The organism is Deinococcus cellulosilyticus NBRC 106333 = KACC 11606 (assembly GCF_007990775.1).
Taxonomy (GTDB): domain Bacteria; phylum Deinococcota; class Deinococci; order Deinococcales; family Deinococcaceae; genus Deinococcus_C; species Deinococcus_C cellulosilyticus.
In genome coordinates, this window is sequence record NZ_BJXB01000003.1 from 114,699 (window position 1) to 136,307 (window position 21,609).

A 21,609-nucleotide genomic window follows, 5' to 3' on the forward strand; every position below is an offset into this window, starting at 1 on the left:
CCGACTTTGATTGATGTGACCTCACCCGCACAGAATGACGGCTCTGATTCTGGTCTCAAAAAGCCTATCCTGTCGGTATGCCACTGATGTTTCCGATGCGGTCCGAGGGAAAACCGCAGATTACTGCGGTCTATGCAGACAGAACCTACCCCACCCATCTGGGTTACCACACCGGATGGGACTGCAATTACTATTACGACTGGGTGAAACGCAAAAACATTGCTGGAGACGGAGACCTGGGGTTGCCCTTCCTGGCCGTTGCAGATGGAGAAGTAAAATACATCAGCAACCATGCCGGAGGCCTGTGGGGTGGCCTGATCGTGATCTGGCATGAGCAGTACGGGATCTACTCCAGATACGGTCATGACCTGCTGGAACAGGACCTCATCAAGGTGGGGGACAGGGTCACTGCAGGCCAGGAGATTGGCAGGATCGGGAAAGGGGAGAGGGGCACATTCCTGGCCCACCTGCACATCGACTTTCCCAGGCAGATCCCTGGAGATGAACGTGGAGCGCCGTTCTATGCCTTCTGGCCGGGAAGAAACCGGGACATGTGCCGCACCTTCTTTGTGGACCCCTCCAAGCTGTACCAGAAATTCAGGGCAGCCACGCCAGACATGCACGATGAAATGCGCCTGTTCACCAGCGCATACCGCTGAAGCCTCGGGGGCAGGGTTGCAGCGCTGGAAAATGCAGTGCTGGAAACAGGACATCACCTTTGTACAGAAACTGTTACCCAAATCTAAAATAAAAAAGCCTTGCAGGACAGTAAAAAACCCTTCTCAAAACGGGGAGGGAGTGGCATAATGTGTATCAGAGATTTGGCTCATGAGGCGATGAAGCGTTCTCCCGTATACGGGCACCTGGGAAACGCAGAGCCAGTGGTGCGACCGGCATGGAGCAATTGGTCCTCTGTATTTCTGCGTTCAGCAGTACAGTCCAACCCATTGTTGTCGTTGTCGGTCACTCTTCCCCACTCGGAAGGAGTGACTTTCAGCATGTTACAGACAGAAGAAAACACCAGGAACCGCGGTCCCAACCCACCCAGACAGATCTGCAGGCCTCTCAAGGCACCGCAGCATCGGTTTGAACCCTGACCCCTGATTTTTTCTGACAGCACCCCATGAAAGCACAGAGAAGTCCCCTTCTCTGCAGGTGAATGCTGTTTTGAAAAACCACAGGCAGCCAGCGTGGGACAGGAAGGCAGTGCACAGCACTGGTGAGGACCTCCCACAGACGATGTGACCCCACAGTCACCGTTTCAAATTTTCCTCACACCGCACCATGAAAAACACCCTGATTCTGACAGGCCTGACCTTCCTGATGGTCGCCTGTGGCACCCAATCTGTTCCCTCCCAGACCGTTTCCGAACCCTCCACCGAAGTCAGCACCGAAACCCCTGCACAGGCCCCTGAAGGTGCTGCAGACATGAATGCCCTGGTTGCACCTATTGCTGCTCCCCGCAACCTTTCCAGTGGGAACCAGCACAACCTTGGGATTGTGGGCGGTGTGCTGAAAGCCTGGGGATGGAACGGTTACAACCAGATCAGCAATGCGAACACCCTCAGTGGCATCACCGAAGTGGCCGCAGGCTGGAACACCTCCCTGGTTCGCAAGAGCGATGGCACCGTGTACGCCTGGGGCCGCAACGAATTCGGACAGCTGGGTCTTGGCAACAAGGTCGACCAGAGTGCGCCCCAGAAGATTTCCACCCTCAGCAATGTGACCGCCATCAGTGCAGGCATGGAACACAGCCTGGCCCTCAAGAGTGACGGCACTGTGTGGGCCTGGGGCCACAACAATGTGGGCCAGATCGGAGACGGCACCAGCACCGACCGCCTGACCCCCGTGCAGGTCAAGGGCCTCTCTGGCATCGTGCAGATCACCGCAGGCCTCGGGCATTCCCTGGCCCTCAAGAACGACGGCAGCGTTTGGGTGTGGGGCTGGAACATGGACGGACAGCTGGGCACCGGAAACACCACCACCCTGACTGTTCCTGTGAAACTCACCACCATCTCTGGCGTCACCCGCGTCTCTGCAGGGCACTACCACTCCCTGGCCCTCAAGAGCGACGGCACCGTGTGGGCCTGGGGCGACAACCACAATGGTCGCCTGGGCAACAACAGCACCATTGGCAGCAAACGCCCTGTGCAGGTTCAGAAGCTCAGTGGAGTGAAAGACCTCGTTGCCGGACCCGCCCACAACCTCGCCCTCACCACCAGCGGTCAGGTGTACAGCTGGGGCAAGAACGACAGCGGACAGCTGGGCAACGGCACCCTGATCGATCAGAAAACCCCCGTGCTGGTTCCCGGAATCAGCGCTGCCACTGCCCTCTCCACGGGCCGTGCCCACAGTGTGGTCCTGACCAGCACTGGCAAACTCTGGGCATTTGGCAACAACTTTGGCGGACAGCTCGGTGATGGCACCACCACCAACCGCATGTCCCCTGTGCAGGTCACCAAACTGTAATTCCACGCGGACCACAATCTCTGATCAGAAGCCCGGGTTTTCCCGGGCTTCTGATCGTGTGGATTCAAATGTCTGGATTAAATGTAGATGTTGTAATCGGTGGGGTTGGCCTTCGAGAGCAGAACCTTGAGGTCTGCCTCGTCAGGGTCGCTGGTCATGCGCTGGAAATCATAAGGATTGACCACGGTTTCCTTGAAGTTGGTCACCCCTGAAGCAATGGCGGTCTGCACCACGTCCCTGAGGGCTTCGATGCCTGCCTGCCCATAGTGGGGACCGAAAGCAGGAACGCTCAGGGTGCTGGCCTCCTTGTTGTGCACCAGCACGCTGTAACGGGCGATGTTGCGGTGCCCCTGAAAGTCGGTGATCACAATGAACATGGTCTGGGCGTTGAAATCACTTTTCTCCAGCAGCAGGGAGAGGGTTTCTTTCGGTGCACCGATGGTTCCGGTGATTTCTGGAGTATGCATGGTCTCATCTTAACGTCTACGAGCGCAGCAAGACGGGAACTTTTGGCAAAGTCTCCTGGAAGCCTTTCACCTCTGGGTGGCACGCCTGAGATTGTGAACCATTTCTGTGGCATTTTCTCCTGTGCGATAGGCAGAAATCACGATGTGCGGAGGGGGAGAGCTGTGCTACTTTGATAGCATATGAACCTCTCCAAACTCATCGCTCAGGCTGCCGGAGGACGGGTGATCCGCACTGGATTCATCCCGCAGGACAGCGTGAGCCGCCGTGAACTGAACAGCCCCGAGGTGAAACATCACATCTCTGGTGGTTTTCTCAATGCAGAACGCATCGTTCTGACCCTGTACCCCGAACACATCCCCAGTGTCAGCGATCCCGTGGACATCTGGGAGATCTCTGGAGAATTCCCCCCGCACCTTGATGAGGTGCAGCTCAAACACCGTCTGCTGGATCTTGTTCCCGAGGAGCAACTCGGGGACATCCGTGAGCACCATGGGGCTTACTGGGTGGCTGCCACAGGCAAGGCTTCCGCTGTCCTGGAAGGTCTGACCAGCATTGGTGGCACCGAAATCACCGTGGAAAAGGTGGACCTCTCCCAGCACCAGCGGCCCAGCAAGACCCGCGAGGTGGTGGTGCCCAGCATGCGTGTGGATGTGGTCGGAGCCAAGGGCTTCGGGGTGTCCCGCGCATATTTCCAGGCCGGTCTGGAAAACAAGAAAGTGCGCCTGAACGGGCAGATTGCCAAATCCAGCAGCGAGATCCGCGAAGGGGACATGCTGGCTGCCGAAGGCATTGGCAAGATCGAATTCAAGCGCATCATCAACGAGACCCGGCGTGGGAATTTCAAGGTGGAACTACTGATCCACCGGGAGTGACCCTTTGAGAGCTGACATCCCACTGAACCACTGTTGATACAGTGGTTCTTTTTTTGTTGGACAGGTGAGAATTTCCTTTGCCAGAGCTGAATTTTGACTGACACAACCCAGGTACATATAGAACAAATAGATTTCTGGGGAGAAAACATGACCGAGCACAAGAGCATCTGGCAACAACTTCTGGACAGGAAAATTTCAAGACGTTCCGCCATTCAGGGCGCTGTGGCCACGGGCATTGCCGCAACCCTGCCCGGACAGGCTGCAAAAGCCGTGTCCAACAATGGTGCACCTGCAGAGCAGCCTGCAGGAAAACCCGGCCTGCGTGCTCCTTTTGTGAGCAGCAAGGCCACCACTGCAGACACCATCACCCTGCCCAGAGGGTACAGTTTCCAGGTTCTGGCCCCCTGGGGTGAGGACATGGGGAATGGCCTGAGCATCGGTTTCAACCACGATTACGTGGGTTACTTCCCCATCGACATGCTGCAAGGTGGAAAGAGCAGCGAAGACGCTCTGCTCACCATCAACCACGAGTATGTGAACCCCCTGTTCCTCGGCACCATCGAGCGCACACCTGCCAACATGGAGAAAGAGAAGCGGGCCATGGGTGTGTCTGTGGTGCGCGTGAAGCGTGTGAACGGCCAGTGGGAAATTGTCAAAGGCGATCCCCATAACCGCCGCATTGACGGTCTGGCCGACATCGAACTGACCGGTCCTGCCGCAGGAACCCCTGTGGTCAAAGGGGCCAGAACCGTGAAAGGCACCATCGGCAACTGCTCTGGTGGTCAGACCCCCTGGGGGACCCTGCTCACCTGCGAGGAGAACGTGGACGGGTACACCAGGCAGTGGGAAGGCACCGGCTATGAGGCCACCCACCAGGGCTGGATCACCGAGATCGATCCTTTCGATCCCAAAAGCACCCCGAAAAAGCACACCGCGATGGGCCGTTTCCGTCACGAGAATGCTGCTGTGACCATTGCAAAAGATGGCCGCGTGGTGGTCTACATGGGCGACGACATGCGCGACGCCTGCGTGTACAAGTACGTGTCGAAAGGCAAGTACAACGCCCAGGACCGCAAGGCCAACCTGAACCTGCTTGCCGAGGGGGACCTGTACGTGGCAGATTTTGCTGCGGGCAAGTGGCTGCTGCTGGATTATGACCGCAACCCTGGTCTCAAGAGCGCCAAAAAGTCCGATGGCAGCCCCATGTTCACCAGCCAGGCCGACATCCTGGTGGATGCCCGTGCCGCCGCACTCGCCGTGAAAGCCACCCCCACCGACCGCCCCGAGGACATCGAAATTCACCCCATCACTGGAGAAGTGTACGTGGCCCTGACCAACAACAGCGTGCACGGCAACTACTTCGGGCAGATCGTGAAACTGACCGAAGACCAGAACGACTGGACCTCTGAGAAATTCCGCTGGGAAGTCTTTGCTGTGGGCGGACCCCAGAGCGGATTCTCCAGCCCCGACAACCTGGTCTTTGATCCTTACGGCAACCTGTGGATGGTGACGGACTCCGGCACCGGCGAGGACACCATCTACGACTTCCTGGGGAACAACAGCATGTTCTTCTTCCCCACCGAAGGCCCCAACAAGGGCAAGGCCTACCGTTTCTGCACCGGACCTGTGGAAGCTGAAATGACCGGTCCTGTCTGGAGCCCGGACGGCAAGACCCTGTTCCTGGCCATCCAGCACCCTGGTGAGGACACCCAGAGCCTGGACAACCCCACCAGCACTTTTGCTGCCCTTCCTGGAAGCCGCATTCCCCGTCCCACCCTGGTGGCCATCAGCGGGTTCCCGGGCTGGAAGGAGGCTTAACCATGCTGAACACCTCTGTGGCCCCCTGGGTGGTGGGTCGGGAGCCCCTGCTGGAATACGCCATTGACGATCACCTGCGTGAACTGGGCCGGGCCACCCCCTGGCTGGGCAAAATCCATGAAGAGATCCTCTCCCGCCTGAATGCAGACCTGGATGCAGAGTTTGGCCTCACCCCCCTGCGCATCATGCAGCAGGATCGGGTGGACCAGTGGGTGCAGGAGCAGCCTGAACCCGAAACAGCAGCGGTGATCCATGAATTCCGCCAGTATCTGCTGGACTGGAACTGGCTCTCCGAATAAGACCAGAGCCCCTGCCGCACATCCCGTGAAAGGTGTGCGGCTTTTTCATTCCTTCTCAAAACCGATAATGATAAACTGATATCAATATGCAAAATGTTTTACAATTCCACAGAAAGCTCCAGCGGTTTCTGCTGCTTTCCTCCCTGACTTTGCTGGGTTCACTGAACACAGCCTCTGCCCTGGAAGTGCTGGTGAGTTTTCAGCCTTACCAGTCGGTGGTCCAGAACATTCTGGGTGAACACGGCAAGGTCACTGTCCTGTTGCCCCCCGGAGCCAGCCCTCACATGTTTGATCCGACCCCCCAGGACCTGAAGAAGGTGACTGCCGCCGGGGTGGCGATCATGAATGGAGGGGGCATCGACCACTGGCTGAAAACCCTGGCCCAGAAGGTGCGCCCCGGGCTTCCCATCCTTGAGGTGATGCCCCGGGTGAAATTCACCCCCCTGAAAGCAGATGCCCTCCACGGAGGAGGGAATGATCCCCACATCTGGCTGGATGCCAGCATCATGGCAAAAGCAGCTGTGTGGATCGGGCAGGAACTCGGAAAGGTTGATCCAGCGAACAAAAAAGCCTATGCACACAATGCCACCCTGGAGGCCCGGAAGCTCATGCAACTGCATCAGGAACTGAAAAGGGACCTCAGGAGCATCCGCAACCAGTCCGTGGTGACGTTTCATCAGGCGTGGGGCTACTGGTCCAGAGCTTACGGTCCGAAGGTTGCCGCCACTGTGGAACCTTTCCCCGGCAAAGAACCCACCCCCAGATACGTGAAGGGGGTGCTCGAACAGATCCGCAGGCATCAGGTGCAGGTGATTTTTGGAGAACCCACCCTGCCAGAAGGTCCTGCACGGACCATTGCCCAGATGGCCGGGATTCGGTATGCGGTGCTCGCACCCGAAGGGGATGCTCTGGGTCTGGGTTACGAGCAGATGATGCGCAGAAACCGGGATGTCCTGCTGAAAGAACTGCTGCCTGCCAGATGAAAGAAAAGAGGAGGGAAGCCCTGAGCCTCCCTCCTCTTCAAATCCTGATTTACTCGTGGTCTACAGCGTTTTCAATGGTCAGGGCCACCACTCCTGTGGGTTTTCCTCCCACTTTGAAGCTTGAGCTGACCTTCCAGTCTGCCAGGTTCACCTGCACGATCTCTCCAGTCGCAGGATCGGTGACGTAAGCCTGACCTTCATGCACGGCCAGTCCTGGTCTGGGCACCCCGGACACTGCAAGGTCCACAGGGCTGACCACCTGGGCGCTGCGTTTCAGCTTTCCATCCGCAGAAATTTCGTGCAACTGGCCGTCTGCGGTGAGCACCACCAGGGTCTGGCCTGACCCATCAAAAGCACCCTTGATGAACGTGCTGCTGAGGGGGATGGGTTGCAGTCCAGCCTGGGTGTCAATGCGAACCACGCCCTTGCCCCAGTTGCCAAAGAAACCACTGGCTTCAGGATGGGACAGCACTGTGCCCACCCGCACTCCTTCCGCCGTGCCGGAGGGGTTGCTGAATTTCTGGCTGGAAAGAGCTCCATTCTGGTTCTGGATCAGCAGCACCCCGTCCTGGCAACCGTAGGCCACAGTGTTGCCCAGCAGGGCTTCACCGTGCAGGCCCGGGCATCCGGGGAAGCTGTTTTTCACTTCCAGGGTCTGCAGGTCCACGGCATCCACCCGGTTCAGTTTCAGGTACCCGATCAGCAGATGGTTGCCCAGCAGTGCAGGTGCACCGTGGTCTGGAATTTCAGCCTTGATGGTCTGGGTGTCCATGCTCAGGCCAAGCAGGCTTTCTTTCATCAGGGCCACGGTGCCGTCCTGGTCGTTGAAGAACACCATCTGGTCCCCATGGGCAAAGTAGTGGGTGGGCTGCCGTCCCACATCGATGGTTTGCAGCACGTGGGGTGGATTTTTCACCAGGTCCTGGTGCTCCCCGTGGTCCACGGTGCTGAAACCGCTGTGCAAAAAAGTGATCCGGTTTTCATTGCGGTGCACCAGCACAGCGTATTTCTTGCTGGGGGTGGCATAGACGCCTGCTGCGGGTCCAGGGACGGTGAACTGTCCGACAACTTTCTTTTCCTGCAGGTCCAGCACCTGGGCAGTGGGAGAGGCAGCATCAACAAAAACCAGTCTTACAGCGTCTTGTGCATGGGCGGCGGTGAGGCTGAGGGTCAGAAGGGCAAACCAGTTTCTCATGCCTCTACCCTAGCGTATCGAAAATGATATTTCAATATCAATAGAGAAAAGGGTCTCTGGTGTGGTGGGCGTCCTGTCTCTTCGGGGGAGCCATTTAAAACCTGATAATGATTTTGTATTATCAAAATATGTTTCAGACTTCACCTCGACACAGAGCCCACCCAGAAGATTTGCGCTGGAGAACCCCTTCTCAACCTGCCCAGAAATTTTCTGGGCACCTGCGCCCGGGACGCAATCCACTGGTGGTGCAGTTCTGGCTTTGGGGCATGGATGCTGCATCCGGCGACCTTTATGCTTATGCCCACAACAAAATGCCCTGTTCCAGGGGTTCCAGCATCTACCAGATGAGAGACTGGTCGGTGCACTCCATGGGACTCATCTGCCACCAGGAGGGGTGGCTGTATTATGACCGCCCAGGTCAGGTGTTCTACCGTTCTGAACATGAACCTGATTTTGAGCACCCCATTTCAGGTGTTCCTGTTCAACGCAGTGAAGGTCTGCTTGCTGTGCAAGGGCGCATCCGCGAGTACGAGCAATGGATTCAGTCCCGCAGAGGACCCCACCACCGGGAGGCCCTGCTTTCGGGCAAGCTCCCTGCACGGGTTCGGCGTGAGACAGAAGCCTGGAAACAGTGGATCTCAAGAGACCCTCTGGAGCATCAACGCATGCTGCTTCCAGAGGGTCATTCTGTGGTGATTTTGCGGTAGATCGCTTGCAAACGCCCCTCCTTGCTGGCATCAGCAGGAGGGGCGTTGAGCCTGTCGCGGAATCAGAGCAGGGTGATGTGCTCAGGCAGGCGTTTCAGGGCACGGGCTGAAAGCCACACATGCTTCCTTTCACCGTTCACCAGCACCCAGCGTTTGTGCAGATTGGCGTACTGCCGTCTTTTGCTGATGCCGGTGGTTTTGCGGCCCACCCCACCGTCTTTTTTGGCTTTGCCTCTGCGGGTGACGCTGTTCACCACATGGCTGGACTTTCCTGTCACAAAGCAGGTTTTTGCCATTTTGACCTCCAGAAAAAGGACCCCTACCTGCGTTGTAGGGGTGCGTGCTTGAACATGGCTGCTTCTGCGAAAAGCAGTGATAATATTAATAACTCATTATCATTAGAGAGTCAAGAGATGGATTTCAACCTCTGGGCTCTGAAAAGGGCCACACTTTCAGAACGACCATCCTGCCAGCCTCGCATAAGCGTCTTTGAACTTCAGAAACTTTTCTGCAAAAGGGTCCTGACCGACAGGAGAGACTTCCCGAACGGGGTCCTGCTGAATCCAGCGTTCAAAAGGATGACCCACCCCTGCTGCAGCCAGCATCGCGGCCCCTTTTCCACTGCTGTGCAGGGCTGCCACAGGTTGCAGGGGCAACTGCAGGACATCTGCCAGCAGTTGTTGCCAGCGTGCATCTCCACTGCCTCCCCCCGCGAGCCTCAAGGAGTTCACGTCATGCTGCTGTTTCAGGGCACCCAGGCCATCCCGGATGCTGAAGGCCACCCCTTCCAGAGCCGCCCGCATCAGTTCTCCTCGAGACGTTCCAGGCTGCAGGTTCAGCCATGCTCCCCGGGCACCAGGGTCCATGATGGGGGTGCGTTCACCACTCAGGTAAGGCAAAAACACCACAGATGTCTCCTGCTCAAAGGCTGCATCGTAGGCATCGGGCCAGCTGAACCCCAGGCTGTTTCGCACCCACTCCAGAGCCACACCTGCATTCTGCATGGCCGCCATCACGTACCAGTGGTCTGTCACTGCCCGGTAGGCATTCAGGGCAGGATGAAAAGCAGGCCGGGACCCTGTCAGGGTGATGAGCTGTGCTCCCGTTCCGGTGGTGAGCTGGGTCTGACCTGCAAGGACCAGTCCACTGCCGAGTGCAGCACAGGGGGTGTCTCCACCTCCGACGGCCATGGGAATTCCCCCAGGCAATCCCAGCTCTGCTGCTGCAAACGCACTGAGATGTCCTCCAATGGAATGGGAGGACCTCACTTCTGGAAACAGCCGGGCAGGAAGGCCCAGAGCCTCGATCAATTCCCAGTTCCATGAACCATCTGGATGGGCCAGCAAAGTCCCCGTGCTGTCTGAAGGATCGGTGCAGGGATCGCCTCCCATCAGAAACCGCAGGTGGTCCTTGGGCAAAAACACATGGTCTGCCTGCTCCAGTGCTGCTGGGCGGTGCTTCAGCAACCAGCGCAAGCTTGGCCCCATCATGCCCACCGTCAGCGGATTGAGCAACTGCTCTGCTGCACCTTCTGGATAATCCAGAAGTTCAAGGGCGCTGCGCTGGTCCAGCCACAACACCGCTGGATGGGTCACGATTCCATCCTGTCTGGTCAACACCGCACCATGCATCTGGCCACTGAAGGAAATGGCCTCCACCTGATCCCTCAGGTGCCCAGGAAGTTGTGAGAGAGTGGTTTTCAGGGCCTGCCACCACACCGCAGGGTCCATCTCTGCCCATCCCCGCTGGGGCGTTGAGGGCCGGTAAGTCTGGCTGTGAACTGCCCGGATCTCCCCTTCCTGATCCATCAGGAGGACCTTGATGCTGCCTGTGCCGAGATCGATGCCTAGAAACATGGGGACTCCTTAATTGCATGGAGCCGAGGGCCGAGGGCCGAGGGCCGAGAGCATTCAGTTCGCTCAAGCAGAAGCATTTTACCTTACGGGGAATGCATTTTTTGAAATCTCTGCATGCCCTTTGTCGCTTGAAGATCAATTCCTGAACAGATCTGTTTTTTCGCCCTCGGCTCTCGGCCCTCGGCCCTCGGCTGAGTCAGCCACCATGTCTGCCAGCTCAACACCCATCACCCTCCTGCTTCTGATACAGAGAGAGTACCCACTGTTTTACCCGGGTTAAGCATTACACTGTAAACAGAGGGTTCGCCCCGGCCAAGGACTTATGCGCATAGACCTGTTATCTCGCAACCCCCAGGTGACCCCGGAGCAGATGCTGGAGGGTTTTCAACCCACGGCCCGTTTCGGGGCTGTGAACTTCGACAACTACTATCCCAATCCGGAGTATCCCTCCCAGGCGCAGACCAGGGACACCCTTCGGGAATTCACGGCCAATCCTCCTCAGCCTGTGAAACGCCTGTTTCGCAGGCCCAAACCTGTGGAAGGGGTCGGTTTTTACCTGGATGGAGGGTTCGGGGTGGGGAAGACCCACCTGCTCGCAGCTGCCTGGCATGCTTTTGAAGGCAGGAAAGTGTTCCTGAGTTACCAGGAGCTGCTGTACACCATCGGGATGCTCGGGATGCACAAAGCCATTGAGGCTTTTCACGGGTATGAGCTGCTGTGCATCGATGAATTCGAACTTGATGACCCCGGCAACACCCACATGACCTCCACCTTCCTGGGTCAACTCATGCCGATGGGCACCCACGTGATCACCACCAGCAACACCCAGCCTGAGCACCTCGGGCAGGGGCGTTTCAATGCAGAAGATTTCAAGCGGCAGATTCAGGCCATTGCAGAGCGATTCACTGTGCTTTCCATCGATGGCCCCGATTACCGCCAGCGTGGAGCCGGGGTAGGGAAGCCCCTCAAAAAAGCGGACCTGACAGCACTGGAACAGTCTGCTGGAAACTTCGTGCGCCTGACTGCCAGCGAACTGAACCTGCACCTGACCCGCGTGCACCCTGCACGTTTCTCCAGAATGCTGGAAGGCATTGACACGGTGCTGCTCGATGATCTGGTGTGCATGACCGACCAGAACATTGCCCTCAGGTTCGTGCATTTCGTGGACAAGGTGTACGACCTGAACCTGCGGTTTGCTGCATCTGGAGAGGCCCTGGATCACCTTTTTCCTGCCACCTACAGGTATGGTGCTTACGCCAAGAAATACAGCCGTTGCCTGAGCCGCCTCACCGAGATGCTCTCGATCAGTGGCAAAAAGCTGGAACAGCTGGAATCTGTGGGGTAAACCTGAGATTCGATGCTGTTTTGAAAGGACCCACAATGGGCTGACCCCTTTGTGGGTTTTCTTTTTGGTCAGTCCTGTCATCTGTGGATTTCAGGCTGTAAACTCAACACCATGTTCAAAGATCCATTTGCATATGACTGGCCCGAGCAACAAAAAAAGTGGCAGAATCTGCTGGACCTGCCCCTCACCCCGGAAAACAAACAGACATGGATGGACCTCTGGGACGACCTGGAACGCAATTATGCCGAACAGAAGGCAAGGTTGCACTGGGACAGCATGGCAGATGTGGAGAGCCCTGAGCCTCTGGAGAGATTCAAGCACTTCAATCAGGAGGTCGTTCCACAGGTCATGGGCTTTCAGCGCCAGATTTACCAGCGCTGGGTGACTTTTTCAGAAGAGCATCCCACACCAGGGTGGGAAGTCACCACACGTTATTTGAAGCACCTGCAACATGAGCAGCAATTCCCGGAGCTGCTTCAGCAAGAAGACGAAAAAATCATGGAGTATTACAACACCAGTCATCTGGAGCAACCCGTTCCACCTCCATATGAAGACCTGCAGGCTCTGCTGGACAGCATGCTGTCCCCGGACGCTCAGGAGCGCCAGAGGGCCTGGACGGCAAGACAGATTTACATGAAACCCGTGCGTGCCCACAGGTCTGAGAAATATCTGGAACTGATCCATCTTCGCTGGAAGCAGGCCCGCAATCTGGGATTTGAGCATCCTCTGGCCATGGCCTGGGAGCGCCTGAAGCGCCATGATTTCACCTTGCAGCAGTGGCAACAGACCCGATCTGTGCTTCTGCAAAGGGTTCCTGCTCTGCATGGGGAATTGCAGCAGAAGCTGGCAGACCTCCTGGGCATCCCAGCATTCAAGGTGACCGATACAGGCCATCCTGCTCTCAGTCAGGCCAGCACCCTCTATGACCGGACAGACCTCAAGGCGCTTCACCAGGGTCTGGAGAAGATGTTTCAGGCCTTCAGCCCACTGCTGGCAGACCGCTATTGTGAATTGCTGGAGAAGGGCTACCTGGATCTGGAAGACCGCAGAACAAAGACCACGCAGGCTTTTGCAGACCTGCTTCCTGTAACGCACAAAGCCTGTGCCATGCTGATGATGGATGCCCAGATGGGCAGTTTGAGCATGTTGTGGCATGAACTGGGTCATGTGTTTCATTTCAGTGAGATGGTGGGGAGACACCATGCCATGCAACTGGAACCCTCCTACAAGTTTCTGGAATTTGTGGCTCATGCCTTTGAGGTGCTTGGAGCCTGTTTTGTTGCAGAGAGTGGGCTCCTTTCCCCTGAAAAAGTCCAGCTTCTGCAGCTCCTGACCTTGTTAAGCCGCTCTGAAGGCATGCTGATTTGTTCCATTATTGATCTCTGGGAGGAATGGGTGTACACCACGCCTCCAGAACAGCTCACGCTGGAGGCTCTTTATGGGCACTGGGAGAGGCTTCTGCAGACCCATGCCCCCTGGTTTCTGGGCGTCAGGGAATATGGCATGAATTACTGGACAGCTGGGTGGCATGTGCGGGTGCCTCTGGGGATGACCCGTTATGCCCTGGCTGACCTCTGTGTTGCTGAATTTTCAGACCAGATGCTTGCAGATCCCCACCAGGCTTTTGCACGCCTGACAACAGGCATGCAACTTGGTGGAACCAAGCCTTTCCTGGAACTCATCAGGGCATGTGGACTGCAGTTTGATTTCAGCCCTGAATCTGTAGAGCGGGGATTGCAACAGTTTGAGCGACTTGCTGCTGGATGGGGTTATCCCTTGCACAAGAACCCTTCTTCCGCTGTGCTCTGAACTCACAGGTTGCAGCCTCCTCAAATGAGGGCCAGAGCACAGCGTGGGGTTGTGCCCAGTGTCGGCACAGCCCTCCCTTTATACTTGGGGCATGCGAGATGTTCTCCAGCTCTTAGAAGCCCAGCAAGACAGCATGATTCAGGACCTGCGCACCCTGGTCGAGATCGAGTCGCCCAGCCGCAATGCCGACCAGATCCGCAAGGTCGGAGATGTGGTGGAAGGCTGGCTGACCCCGCTTGGTGCCCGGAGTGAACGCATCACCTCCAGCAATGGGGACCACCGACTCTTTCGTCTTGAAGGGGTGTCTCAGGAGCGAATCCTGATCCTGGCCCATGCCGACACTGTCTGGGAAATCGGCACCCTGAACCGCCTGCCTTTCCGCATTGAGGAGGACAGGGCTTATGGGCCGGGCAGTTACGACATGAAAGGGGGGGTTGTTCAGGCCGTTTATGCCCTGAGGGCCCTGCAGAACAGAGGACCCCTGCCATGCCACATCGATTTTCTGCTGACCAGCGACGAGGAAATCGGTTCCCGCACCTCTTACAGCCTGATTCAGGAACTGGCCCAGGGGGTTCAGGCAGTCCTGGTGATCGAGCCTTCCAACCCGGGAACGCACACCCTGAAAACCAGCCGCAAAGGGGTTGGAGATTTTTACGTGACCGTGCAGGGAAGGGCCGCACACGCCGGAGGGCAGCCTGAGAAGGGCATCAACGCCATTCTGGAACTGGCCCATCAGGTGCTGGATGTGACCGCTCTTGCCAACCCCCCCAGAGGCACCACCATCAATGTCGGGGTGATTCATGGTGGGACAGCCAGCAATGTGGTCCCGGCAGAAGCCTGGATGCACGTGGACCTGCGCGTGACCACCCTCCCGGAAGCGGAACGGGTGGAGGAGGCCATGCGCAACCTGCAACCTTTCGATGACCGGGCAAAAGTGACCGTCACCGGAGGACTCAACCGTCCCCCTTTCGAGCGCACCGAAGGGACCGCCCACCTGTATGAACTGGCCCGAACTGTGGCAGACACCCTGGGTTTCGAGGTGGGAGAGGCTGCAAGTGGAGGAGGCAGCGATGGCAATTTCACAGCCAGCATTGCTCCCACGCTGGACGGTCTCGGGGCCTGCGGAGATGGAGCCCACGCCGAGCATGAGCATGTGATCATCTCCGAAATGCCCAGACGTGCTGCCCTGCTCGCCGGGCTGATCCTGGCCCTGCATCCTGCTCCTGAGGAAAGTCAGGATGAAGTTGGTCAGGAGGAAGACAGTCAGGATGATGCCAGCCAGGAGACCGGGGAGCAATTTCTGGACATGACCCTGCCTGATGCAGAAAATGAGGAACCCGCTAGAATAAGAACAGACGAATGACCGCTGTCCTGGGGTCTGCTGTTTTAGAGTGATGTGTCTCGGGTGACCCCCACCCTGGAGGTTTGAATGTTCTCTTTGTTTCGCAAATCTGCCCCAACGCCCAAGGACCCTTACGTCAGACAGGTGGACCAGAACGCCTTCAAAATCCGTGTGCGCACCAACCGCCACAAGGAAGTGGTCGAACTGCGCTTCACCCGCAGCGCCGACATCGGTCGCCAGGACGATGGTGATGGTTTCATCTACCGCAAGATGGTGGTCGGCCCCAACCACTTCGACCGGGGAGAGGTGACCATCCTCTTTGATGCCCGTTACAACGTCAAGGACGTGCAGACCGAAGGTTGCACGCCCATTGAAGTCAAAGACTGGGACGATTGATTCAGGCACCAAGCAGGTGCAGGGCAGCCTGCAGAATCTCCTGAACGGCCTCTTCTGATCCTGCTTCGGCATAAACCCGCAGCACGGGCTCGGTCCCTGAGGCGCGGAACATGACCCAGGCACCACCCTGCAAAAACCACTTGATGCCGTCTCTGGTATCGATGCTCAGCACCTCCCGTCCGGCCACCGGACCGGGGGTGTTCAGTTTTTGCATCATCTGGTCCTTGATGGCGAGACTGGGCAGTTTCAGGTCGATGCGGTCATAGGCGTGCTTCAGGCCTGTGAGGTCTTCCACCTCACGGAAGAGTTCAGAGAGGCTTTTCCCGGACCGGGCCACCGCTTCCATCATCAGAAGGCCATTCAGGATGCCGTCCCGTTCGGGCAGGTGTCCTTTCACCCCCAGACCTCCTGACTCTTCGCCTCCGATCAGAATGTCCCCCTGCAGCATCTCCTCGGTGATGTACTTGAAACCAATGGGGGTGGTGGTGACCTCCAGCCCAAGTTTCTCAGACAGTGCAGCAATCAGGCCGGACACCGAAACGGTCTGGACCACACGGCCACGCAACCCCCGGTCATGCAGGTGCCTGAGCAGCACAGCAAAAATCTGGTGGGAGTTGAAGAACTGTCCTCCAGCCACCACTGCCCCGATGCGGTCAGCATCCCCATCTGTCACCGCAGCGAAACTGTCAACGGGGGCAGATTGCATCACCTGCATGGTTTCTGCCAGGTTCTGGGGCAGGGGCTCTGGATTGACCCCGTAAAACATCGGGTTTGGAGTTGCATGAAGTTCCTGAAGTTTGATGCCGTCCAGGCGAGCGTGTTTCAGGAACCCCGAAATCCAGCCGCAGCCTGCTCCGCCCATGCTGTCGTGGTAGAAGGTGCCCGTGAACCTGCGTAAAGTCTCCAGGTCCAGCAGGTCAGAGAGGTGCTGGTAATAAGCTTCCTGCACGTCAAAAGTCTGTACCGTGTGCTGTGCAGGATCAAAAACAGCAGGGGTTTCCCCCAGATGCCGCTCAACGTCTTTCACCATCTCAGGCGTGGCGCTGCCCCCATAAGCGCCCTTGAGTTTGAAGCCACAGTATTCGGGGGGATTGTGTGAAGCACTCAGCATCACCCCACCGTCGGCCTGCAGGTGTTTGACCGCAAAAGACAGCACCGGAGTGGGAACGTAACAGCCAGACAGGTACACTTCCAGGCCATTGGCAGCCAGTGTCTGTGCTGCTGCGGCAGCAAAACGGTCTGCCAGAAAGCGGGTGTCATGGCCCACCACCACCCGTTTTCCTCCCTGCCTGAGGATGTGACGGGCATAGGCCTGGGCAACAATGCGAACATTTTCGAAGGTGAACCGGTCGGCGATGATGTCCCGCCATCCGTCGGTGCCAAACTTGATCATCGGTAACAGTATAAACAGAGTGAAAGGCCGAGGGCCGAGAGCCGAGGGCTGAGGGCTGACAAAGAAGCTGTGGCATCTGCAAAAACTCGGGAAAGGTCGAAGCATCCTGTTGCAAAACAAGAATCTGCATCCTGTCTTGCCTCGCCCTTGCAGATGCTTTGGATTTCCTGGGTTCAGCCCTTCTCCTTTAAGCGTCTTGACACACTTGATCCCAGAATCTACCTTGCTCTCGGCCCCGCAAGCCTTGCCCTTTCCCACAGACCCTGCTCACCCAGCGAGACTATACTGTGCCCGTGACTGCGCGTTTCAAAAGACATTTTCTGACGTGTGCAACCCTGTTTTTGCTGGGCTCTGCACTGGCGGCCTGCCCAGAGAAGGACCTCTCCCTCGAAGACGAGAGCCTTGGTGTGATCTATGCCGATGACCTTGATGCAGGTGAGGAGCAGACGGTGTTTTCGGGAGCCTGTTTTACCCTCGGAGGGCTTGACCTGTCCACCCCGAGCATCACCATCAAAGGGGGTGCCTTTTCGTCGGAGGTGCTGACTGTTTCAGGGGATGGGGTCTCCGGAACCGTGCAGAAATTGTCTGGGACGCCTGATCAAAGAACACTGACGGGTGTGAAATTGACCCTGACCCTTCCCAGTGGGGTCCTGAACAATGTGCCCCTGGAAACTGGAACCTATCTGCTCGAGGGTGAAGCCACCCAGAGTGCAGAGGTGTGGCATTTTGAGCGGGCAGTGCTCACCCGACAGGATGGGCGTGCCGAGAAATATGCCCTGGAAGATGCAGACCTGAAAGAGGGTCGCCTTTCAGCAAAAGAGGCCAGACTGGTGCAGGACCTGAATCAACTGAAAGCCAGTGGGGTGTCTGGCACCGAACAGCAGGTGCAGGCTGCCCAGGTGGAATTCTGTGTCTGTCGGGACCTGGATGCCCGTGAGCTTCTGGTTCAGGGTGAGGACCTGCAGGTGACCCCTGCCACGTTTGCTGTGCGCAGCGTGCGTTTCCATGCCTATGGCCTGCAAACCCCCTCCCTGGGCAGTCTTGAGCTTCCGCTGGACCCCGAAAAACCTTTGCTTGCTGCTGTGCAGGAGGCTTTTGAGGATTATCAGGCAAAGCTGGAACAGAAGCCTGTGGGTGTGGTGTCAGCGTCTGGCAGTGTCGCCCTGAAAAACCTGCCTGTGACCCTGGACCTGGACACCCGCCTGAACCTGGGGGTCCACACCCTGCAGCAGGGCACCGTTCCCGAAGTGCTGCTGGACCGGGAAACCGCCGATTTGCGGTTGCAGGTGGGCCTTGCTGCTCCAGTGAACGGAGAATCCTCCAGCCCATCCCTGCTTTTTGATGCTGCGCCATCTTCGGGCCCAGCGCTGAGGGCACACTTCAGGGTGGGGGCCCAGGACACCAGTGAGATCGGGGCTGGGTACAGTTTCAGGACAGGAGATTTCCGTCTTCTGGCCCTGGCCTCTTTTGCCCAGGAGAACGGCCAGACCGCGCCTGTTTATGCTCTGGAAGGCCTGTACAGGGGTGAAATCAACTCTGGGAACTTCACCCTCAAAGCGGACACCCGATTGCGCCTGCAATCCACCCTTGGAGATGTGGCTTTTGTGCACGATGGCTTTTATCTGGTCGGGTACCAGCAGGGTCCCTGGAGTGCTGAGGTGCAGCACACGCTGGGCACCCAGGCCGGGGACGTGCATTTCCGGGCCTTTTTGCCAGAACAGCGCAACCAGACCCGTCTGACTGTGCAGTACGCACCAGAAAACTGGAGTGCCCGTTACAGCCTCATGCAGGACTGGCAGAACGCCCAGACCATGAACGGTGTGCTTGTGACCACAGCTGTGTTGGAATTGGAAGGGCAGACACGTTATGATGCAAAAGCTGAACGCTGGCTGAACCTCAGCCTGAACGTCACCCCCCTGATCGTCCTGACCCCGGATTTCAGAGCCGAACCCATGCTCGGGTATGATTGGGCTTCTGGCAGCGTGCTGTATGGTCTTGGAGGCACGTTTTACACCTCCAATTACGCCTACACCCTTGGACTGTACCACCGTTCTGAGGGCTGGGGCCTGAAAGCCCGGGTGGCATTGCGCTGACGGTGGTAAGGATAGACATGACCAAGGACCTGAACATGCAAACCCTCCCTTTTATCCCTGTCATTCTGGCAGGGGGCAGCGGTGAACGCTTCTGGCCGCTGTCCAGAAAAGCCAGACCCAAACAATTTCTCACACTTGATGGTGGACAGCACAGCCTCCTTCAGGCCACAGCAAAGCGCCTGGAAGGCCTCGCCACCGAAATGGATTGTGTATTTGTGGTGACCAGCAACGACTACCGTTCGCTGGTGCTTGAGCAGCTTCCCGACCTGCCCCTTGAGAACCTGCTGGTGGAACCCCAGGCCAGAGACACTGCTCCTGCGGTGCTCTATGCGGCCCTGACGGTTGCCCAGCACCATCCAGATGCCGTGATGGGCATTTTCACCTCCGATCACCGGATTGGCAATGAGCGGGCTTTCCATCAGGTCATTCGGGATGCCGCCCGACTTGCTGCCGAAACCGCCTCCATCGTGACCCTGGGCATCACCCCGACGTATCCAGCCACAGGTTATGGCTACATTGAAAGGGCCGAGCAGGTGATGGCTTTCGAGGAGAATGTGGGGTACCGGGTGGCCCGCTTCACCGAAAAGCCTGACGCCCAGACCGCTGAAGCTTTCCTGGGCACCGGGCGTTTCTCCTGGAACAGTGGAATTTTTGTGTGCACCGTGCAGACCCTGCTGGAAGAATACCGCACCCACCAGCCTGAACTTTATGCCACCCTCAGTGAAGCCATGAAGGTGCGGGGCAAAGTGCGGGAGGTGTTCCCGACCCTCAAGAAAATCAGCATTGATTACGCCATCCTGGAGAAATCCTCCCGGGTGATGGTGATTCCCGCAGAGTTCGACTGGGATGACCTTGGGGACTGGAATGCCCTGGAGCGCCTGTTACGTTCTGAGTCACAGAATGTGTCTGTGGGACGGCATGTGGGCCTGGACACCGAAGGTGCTATTCTTTATACGACAGGTGGAGACGACCTGATTGTCACCATAGGACTGGAAGATGTGGTGGTGGTGCGCACCAGTGAAGTGACACTGGTGGTGAGAAAAGACCGGACCCAGGACATCAAGAAAGTGGTCCAGCAGATCAAAGCCCATCCCGAACTCCATCGGTTTGCGTAAATGGCCCAACAAACTTATGCTGGAAACAATGTGAAACCCTGGGTGCGCAGGCTGTACAAGGTCGAGGCTCTGCCGCAAGCTGTGGCTCTGGTGCTCGCAGATGCGACAGCGGCCCTGCTGTCCCTGCTGCTTGCCTACTTCGTCCTGACCGACAGGCAATTTGCCTCCCTGGACAACAACTTCATGGTGACCTGGGGTGCAGTGTGGATTTTCATTCGCATGCTGCAAGGGTATTATCCGGCCTATGGGCGCTCCCCACAGCATGAGATCCAGATGCATTTCACCACCACCATCCAGGTGCTCCTGATCCAGCTTGCTGCCATGTTCGCTGTGCACAACCTCGTGCCAACCCGTCTGGGTCTGGTTGTGCTGTGGTTTGGCCTGTTCGTGTTTGCATTGCCCATGCGTTACCTGGTGCGTCACTTGCTGGTGAAATCCGGTTACTTTGGCCGTCCGGTGGTCATCATTGGTGCAGGAAAGACAGGGAAAGCGGCCATTCAGCAGATGCTGCGTTTCCCGGCTTATGGCCTGAAGCCAGTGGCCATCTATGACGACAACCCTCAACTGACCGGGCAGGAAATTGAAGGGGTGCCCATCCTCGGCACCTTGCAGGATGCAGTGAATGCTCCTCTGACCAACCATGCGCTCATCAGCATTCCGGGGGCACGGGCACAGCGGCTCAGCCAGATCATCAACAACATCCACCACGCCTATCCCATGACCTGGGTCATTCCTGATTTTTTTGGGGTGCCCAACCAGTCCCTGCGGCCCCACAGCCTGGGGACATTTGCCGCCCTGGAAGTCCGAAACAACCTCAGAAGCACACGCTCCAGATTCATCAAACGGGTTCTGGACATCCTGCTGGTGCTGCTGGGTGGCATTGTTGCCCTGCCTGCCATGCTGATCATTGCTCTGGCGATCAAACTGGACAGCAAAGGGCCTGCCGTGTACCGTGCCAGACGCATCGGGGTGGACGGCAGGATGTTCGACTGCCTGAAATTCCGCAGCATGTACCAGGATGCCGACCAGCGCCTGAAGGACATTCTGGCCTCCGACCCAGAATTGCGGGCAGAGTTTGAGGCCACCCACAAACTGAAAGACGACCCCAGGGTCACCCGGGTGGGCAACTTCCTGCGCAAGACCAGCCTGGATGAACTCCCCCAGATCTGGAATGTGCTGATCGGGGACATGTCCCTGGTCGGACCTCGCCCCATTGTCACTGCAGAGATCGAGAAATACGGTGACATCTTCGAGGTGTACAAGCAGGTGCGCCCGGGCATCACCGGGTACTGGCAGGTGCACGGCAGGAGTGACACCACCTATGAAGAGCGGGTCAACATGGACCTCTTTTATGTGTCAAACTGGTCTCCGTGGCTGGATCTGGTGATCCTGATCAAAACGGTCGATGTGGTCCTCAGAGGCAAAGGGGCCTATTAACAAAGGAGCAAG

The 21,609-nt window shown here is 57.4% G+C and carries 19 protein-coding genes and 1 riboswitch; of the genes, 14 read left to right on the forward strand and 5 right to left on the reverse strand.

Translation table 11 applies throughout. The features are described 5' to 3' along the window. The first annotated feature begins 77 nt into the window (after positions 1–77). Entirely contained in the window at positions 78–659 is a 582-nt protein-coding gene (locus DC3_RS04330) for a M23 family metallopeptidase (RefSeq protein WP_146882675.1), read from the forward strand. Positions 660–820: 161 nt separating this feature from the next. After that, positions 821–905, forward strand: a riboswitch (cyclic di-GMP riboswitch). A gap of 379 nt (positions 906–1,284) precedes the next feature. Beyond that, entirely contained in the window at positions 1,285–2,469 is a 1,185-nt protein-coding gene (locus DC3_RS04335) for an RCC1 domain-containing protein (protein WP_146882677.1), read from the forward strand. Positions 2,470–2,546: 77 nt separating this feature from the next. Here the strand turns inward: DC3_RS04335 and DC3_RS04340 are convergent, their stop codons facing one another. Further along, on the reverse strand, positions 2,547–2,936 hold the full coding sequence (locus tag DC3_RS04340) for a DUF3197 domain-containing protein (protein ID WP_146882679.1): 390 nt from the start codon (positions 2,934–2,936) through the stop codon (positions 2,547–2,549). A 180-nt stretch (positions 2,937–3,116) separates the two neighbouring features. Here DC3_RS04340 and DC3_RS04345 point away from each other — a divergent pair, with 180 nt between their 5' ends. The 4 genes from DC3_RS04345 (at position 3,117) to DC3_RS04360 (ending at position 6,909) form a co-directional block, all read left to right on the forward strand. After that, complete coding sequence (locus DC3_RS04345; protein WP_146882681.1) at positions 3,117–3,809, forward strand: S4 domain-containing protein; 693 nt, start codon at positions 3,117–3,119, stop codon at positions 3,807–3,809. A gap of 147 nt (positions 3,810–3,956) precedes the next feature. Beyond that, on the forward strand, positions 3,957–5,627 hold the full coding sequence (locus DC3_RS04350) for a PhoX family protein (RefSeq protein WP_146882683.1): 1,671 nt from the start codon (positions 3,957–3,959) through the stop codon (positions 5,625–5,627). Between the two features lie 2 nt (positions 5,628–5,629). Further along, entirely contained in the window at positions 5,630–5,926 is a 297-nt protein-coding gene (locus DC3_RS04355) for a hypothetical protein (RefSeq protein WP_146882684.1), read from the forward strand. An 86-nt stretch (positions 5,927–6,012) separates the two neighbouring features. Next, a complete protein-coding gene (locus DC3_RS04360) occupies positions 6,013–6,909 on the forward strand; it encodes a metal ABC transporter substrate-binding protein (RefSeq protein WP_146882686.1) in 897 nt (298 codons plus the stop codon). 49 nt (positions 6,910–6,958) lie between these two features. On the opposite strand, the gene DC3_RS04365 is transcribed toward DC3_RS04360, so the two are convergent. After that, entirely contained in the window at positions 6,959–8,104 is a 1,146-nt protein-coding gene (locus tag DC3_RS04365) for a hypothetical protein (protein ID WP_146882687.1), read from the reverse strand. Positions 8,105–8,232: 128 nt separating this feature from the next. Here DC3_RS04365 and DC3_RS04370 point away from each other — a divergent pair, with 128 nt between their 5' ends. Continuing rightward, entirely contained in the window at positions 8,233–8,811 is a 579-nt protein-coding gene (locus tag DC3_RS04370) for a hypothetical protein (protein WP_146882689.1), read from the forward strand. Between the two features lie 62 nt (positions 8,812–8,873). Here DC3_RS04370 and rpmB read toward each other — a convergent pair whose 3' ends face one another. Together rpmB and DC3_RS04380 are read right to left on the reverse strand one after the other, a co-directional pair. After that, positions 8,874–9,107: a 50S ribosomal protein L28 gene (gene rpmB, locus DC3_RS04375; protein WP_146882691.1), complete on the reverse strand. Its 234-nt coding sequence runs from the start codon at positions 9,105–9,107 to the stop codon at positions 8,874–8,876. A gap of 156 nt (positions 9,108–9,263) precedes the next feature. Then, entirely contained in the window at positions 9,264–10,667 is a 1,404-nt protein-coding gene (locus tag DC3_RS04380) for a xylulokinase (RefSeq protein ID WP_146882693.1), read from the reverse strand. Between the two features lie 322 nt (positions 10,668–10,989). Here DC3_RS04380 and zapE point away from each other — a divergent pair, with 322 nt between their 5' ends. The 4 genes from zapE to DC3_RS04400 all read left to right on the forward strand — a co-directional run bounded on the left by zapE (position 10,990) and on the right by DC3_RS04400 (position 15,559). Continuing rightward, complete coding sequence (gene zapE, locus DC3_RS04385; RefSeq protein WP_146882695.1) at positions 10,990–12,012, forward strand: cell division protein ZapE; 1,023 nt, start codon at positions 10,990–10,992, stop codon at positions 12,010–12,012. A 111-nt stretch (positions 12,013–12,123) separates the two neighbouring features. Next, positions 12,124–13,821, forward strand: a complete 1,698-nt coding sequence (locus DC3_RS04390) for a gluzincin family metallopeptidase (protein WP_146882697.1) — start codon at positions 12,124–12,126, stop codon at positions 13,819–13,821. A 91-nt stretch (positions 13,822–13,912) separates the two neighbouring features. After that, positions 13,913–15,184, forward strand: a complete 1,272-nt coding sequence (locus DC3_RS04395; RefSeq protein WP_146882699.1) for a M20 family metallopeptidase — start codon at positions 13,913–13,915, stop codon at positions 15,182–15,184. A gap of 66 nt (positions 15,185–15,250) precedes the next feature. Next, positions 15,251–15,559, forward strand: a complete 309-nt coding sequence (locus DC3_RS04400) for a hypothetical protein (RefSeq protein ID WP_146882700.1) — start codon at positions 15,251–15,253, stop codon at positions 15,557–15,559. A 1-nt stretch (position 15,560) separates the two neighbouring features. Here the strand turns inward: DC3_RS04400 and DC3_RS04405 are convergent, their stop codons facing one another. Next, positions 15,561–16,952 carry a phosphoglucomutase/phosphomannomutase family protein gene (locus tag DC3_RS04405; RefSeq protein ID WP_146882702.1) on the reverse strand — a complete coding sequence of 464 codons (1,392 nt, stop codon included), beginning with the start codon at positions 16,950–16,952 and terminating at the stop codon, positions 15,561–15,563. Positions 16,953–17,245: 293 nt separating this feature from the next. Here DC3_RS04405 and DC3_RS04410 point away from each other — a divergent pair, with 293 nt between their 5' ends. The 3 genes from DC3_RS04410 to wbaP are packed head-to-tail and all read left to right on the forward strand — an operon-like array spanning position 17,246 to position 21,597. Further along, positions 17,246–19,045 (forward strand): hypothetical protein, encoded by a 1,800-nt coding sequence (locus DC3_RS04410; protein WP_146882704.1) that lies wholly within the window; start codon positions 17,246–17,248, stop codon positions 19,043–19,045. A gap of 17 nt (positions 19,046–19,062) precedes the next feature. Then, the gene (locus tag DC3_RS04415; RefSeq protein ID WP_246130548.1) at positions 19,063–20,160 is read left to right on the forward strand and encodes a mannose-1-phosphate guanylyltransferase; all 1,098 of its coding nucleotides are present in this window, start codon (positions 19,063–19,065) and stop codon (positions 20,158–20,160) included. Continuing rightward, entirely contained in the window at positions 20,161–21,597 is a 1,437-nt protein-coding gene (wbaP, locus tag DC3_RS04420; RefSeq protein WP_146882706.1) for an undecaprenyl-phosphate galactose phosphotransferase WbaP, read from the forward strand. The last annotated feature ends 12 nt before the right edge of the window (positions 21,598–21,609 follow it).

Bases quoted from the DNA above. Each gene is read 5' to 3' on its own strand.
- DC3_RS04330 (WP_146882675.1), top strand. From the start codon at position 78: ATGCCACTGATGTTTCCGATGCGGTCCGAGGGAAAACCGCAGATTACT.
- DC3_RS04335 (WP_146882677.1), top strand. From the start codon at position 1,285: ATGAAAAACACCCTGATTCTGACAGGCCTGACCTTCCTGATGGTCGCC.
- DC3_RS04340 (WP_146882679.1), bottom strand. From the start codon at position 2,936: ATGCATACTCCAGAAATCACCGGAACCATCGGTGCACCGAAAGAAACC.
- DC3_RS04345 (WP_146882681.1), top strand. From the start codon at position 3,117: ATGAACCTCTCCAAACTCATCGCTCAGGCTGCCGGAGGACGGGTGATC.
- DC3_RS04350 (WP_146882683.1), top strand. From the start codon at position 3,957: ATGACCGAGCACAAGAGCATCTGGCAACAACTTCTGGACAGGAAAATT.
- DC3_RS04355 (WP_146882684.1), top strand. From the start codon at position 5,630: ATGCTGAACACCTCTGTGGCCCCCTGGGTGGTGGGTCGGGAGCCCCTG.
- DC3_RS04360 (WP_146882686.1), top strand. From the start codon at position 6,013: ATGCAAAATGTTTTACAATTCCACAGAAAGCTCCAGCGGTTTCTGCTG.
- DC3_RS04365 (WP_146882687.1), bottom strand. From the start codon at position 8,104: ATGAGAAACTGGTTTGCCCTTCTGACCCTCAGCCTCACCGCCGCCCAT.
- DC3_RS04370 (WP_146882689.1), top strand. From the start codon at position 8,233: ATGTTTCAGACTTCACCTCGACACAGAGCCCACCCAGAAGATTTGCGC.
- rpmB (WP_146882691.1), bottom strand. From the start codon at position 9,107: ATGGCAAAAACCTGCTTTGTGACAGGAAAGTCCAGCCATGTGGTGAAC.
- DC3_RS04380 (WP_146882693.1), bottom strand. From the start codon at position 10,667: ATGTTTCTAGGCATCGATCTCGGCACAGGCAGCATCAAGGTCCTCCTG.
- zapE (WP_146882695.1), top strand. From the start codon at position 10,990: ATGCGCATAGACCTGTTATCTCGCAACCCCCAGGTGACCCCGGAGCAG.
- DC3_RS04390 (WP_146882697.1), top strand. From the start codon at position 12,124: ATGTTCAAAGATCCATTTGCATATGACTGGCCCGAGCAACAAAAAAAG.
- DC3_RS04395 (WP_146882699.1), top strand. From the start codon at position 13,913: ATGCGAGATGTTCTCCAGCTCTTAGAAGCCCAGCAAGACAGCATGATT.
- DC3_RS04400 (WP_146882700.1), top strand. From the start codon at position 15,251: ATGTTCTCTTTGTTTCGCAAATCTGCCCCAACGCCCAAGGACCCTTAC.
- DC3_RS04405 (WP_146882702.1), bottom strand. From the start codon at position 16,952: ATGATCAAGTTTGGCACCGACGGATGGCGGGACATCATCGCCGACCGG.
- DC3_RS04415 (WP_246130548.1), top strand. From the start codon at position 19,063: ATGACCAAGGACCTGAACATGCAAACCCTCCCTTTTATCCCTGTCATT.
- wbaP (WP_146882706.1), top strand. From the start codon at position 20,161: ATGGCCCAACAAACTTATGCTGGAAACAATGTGAAACCCTGGGTGCGC.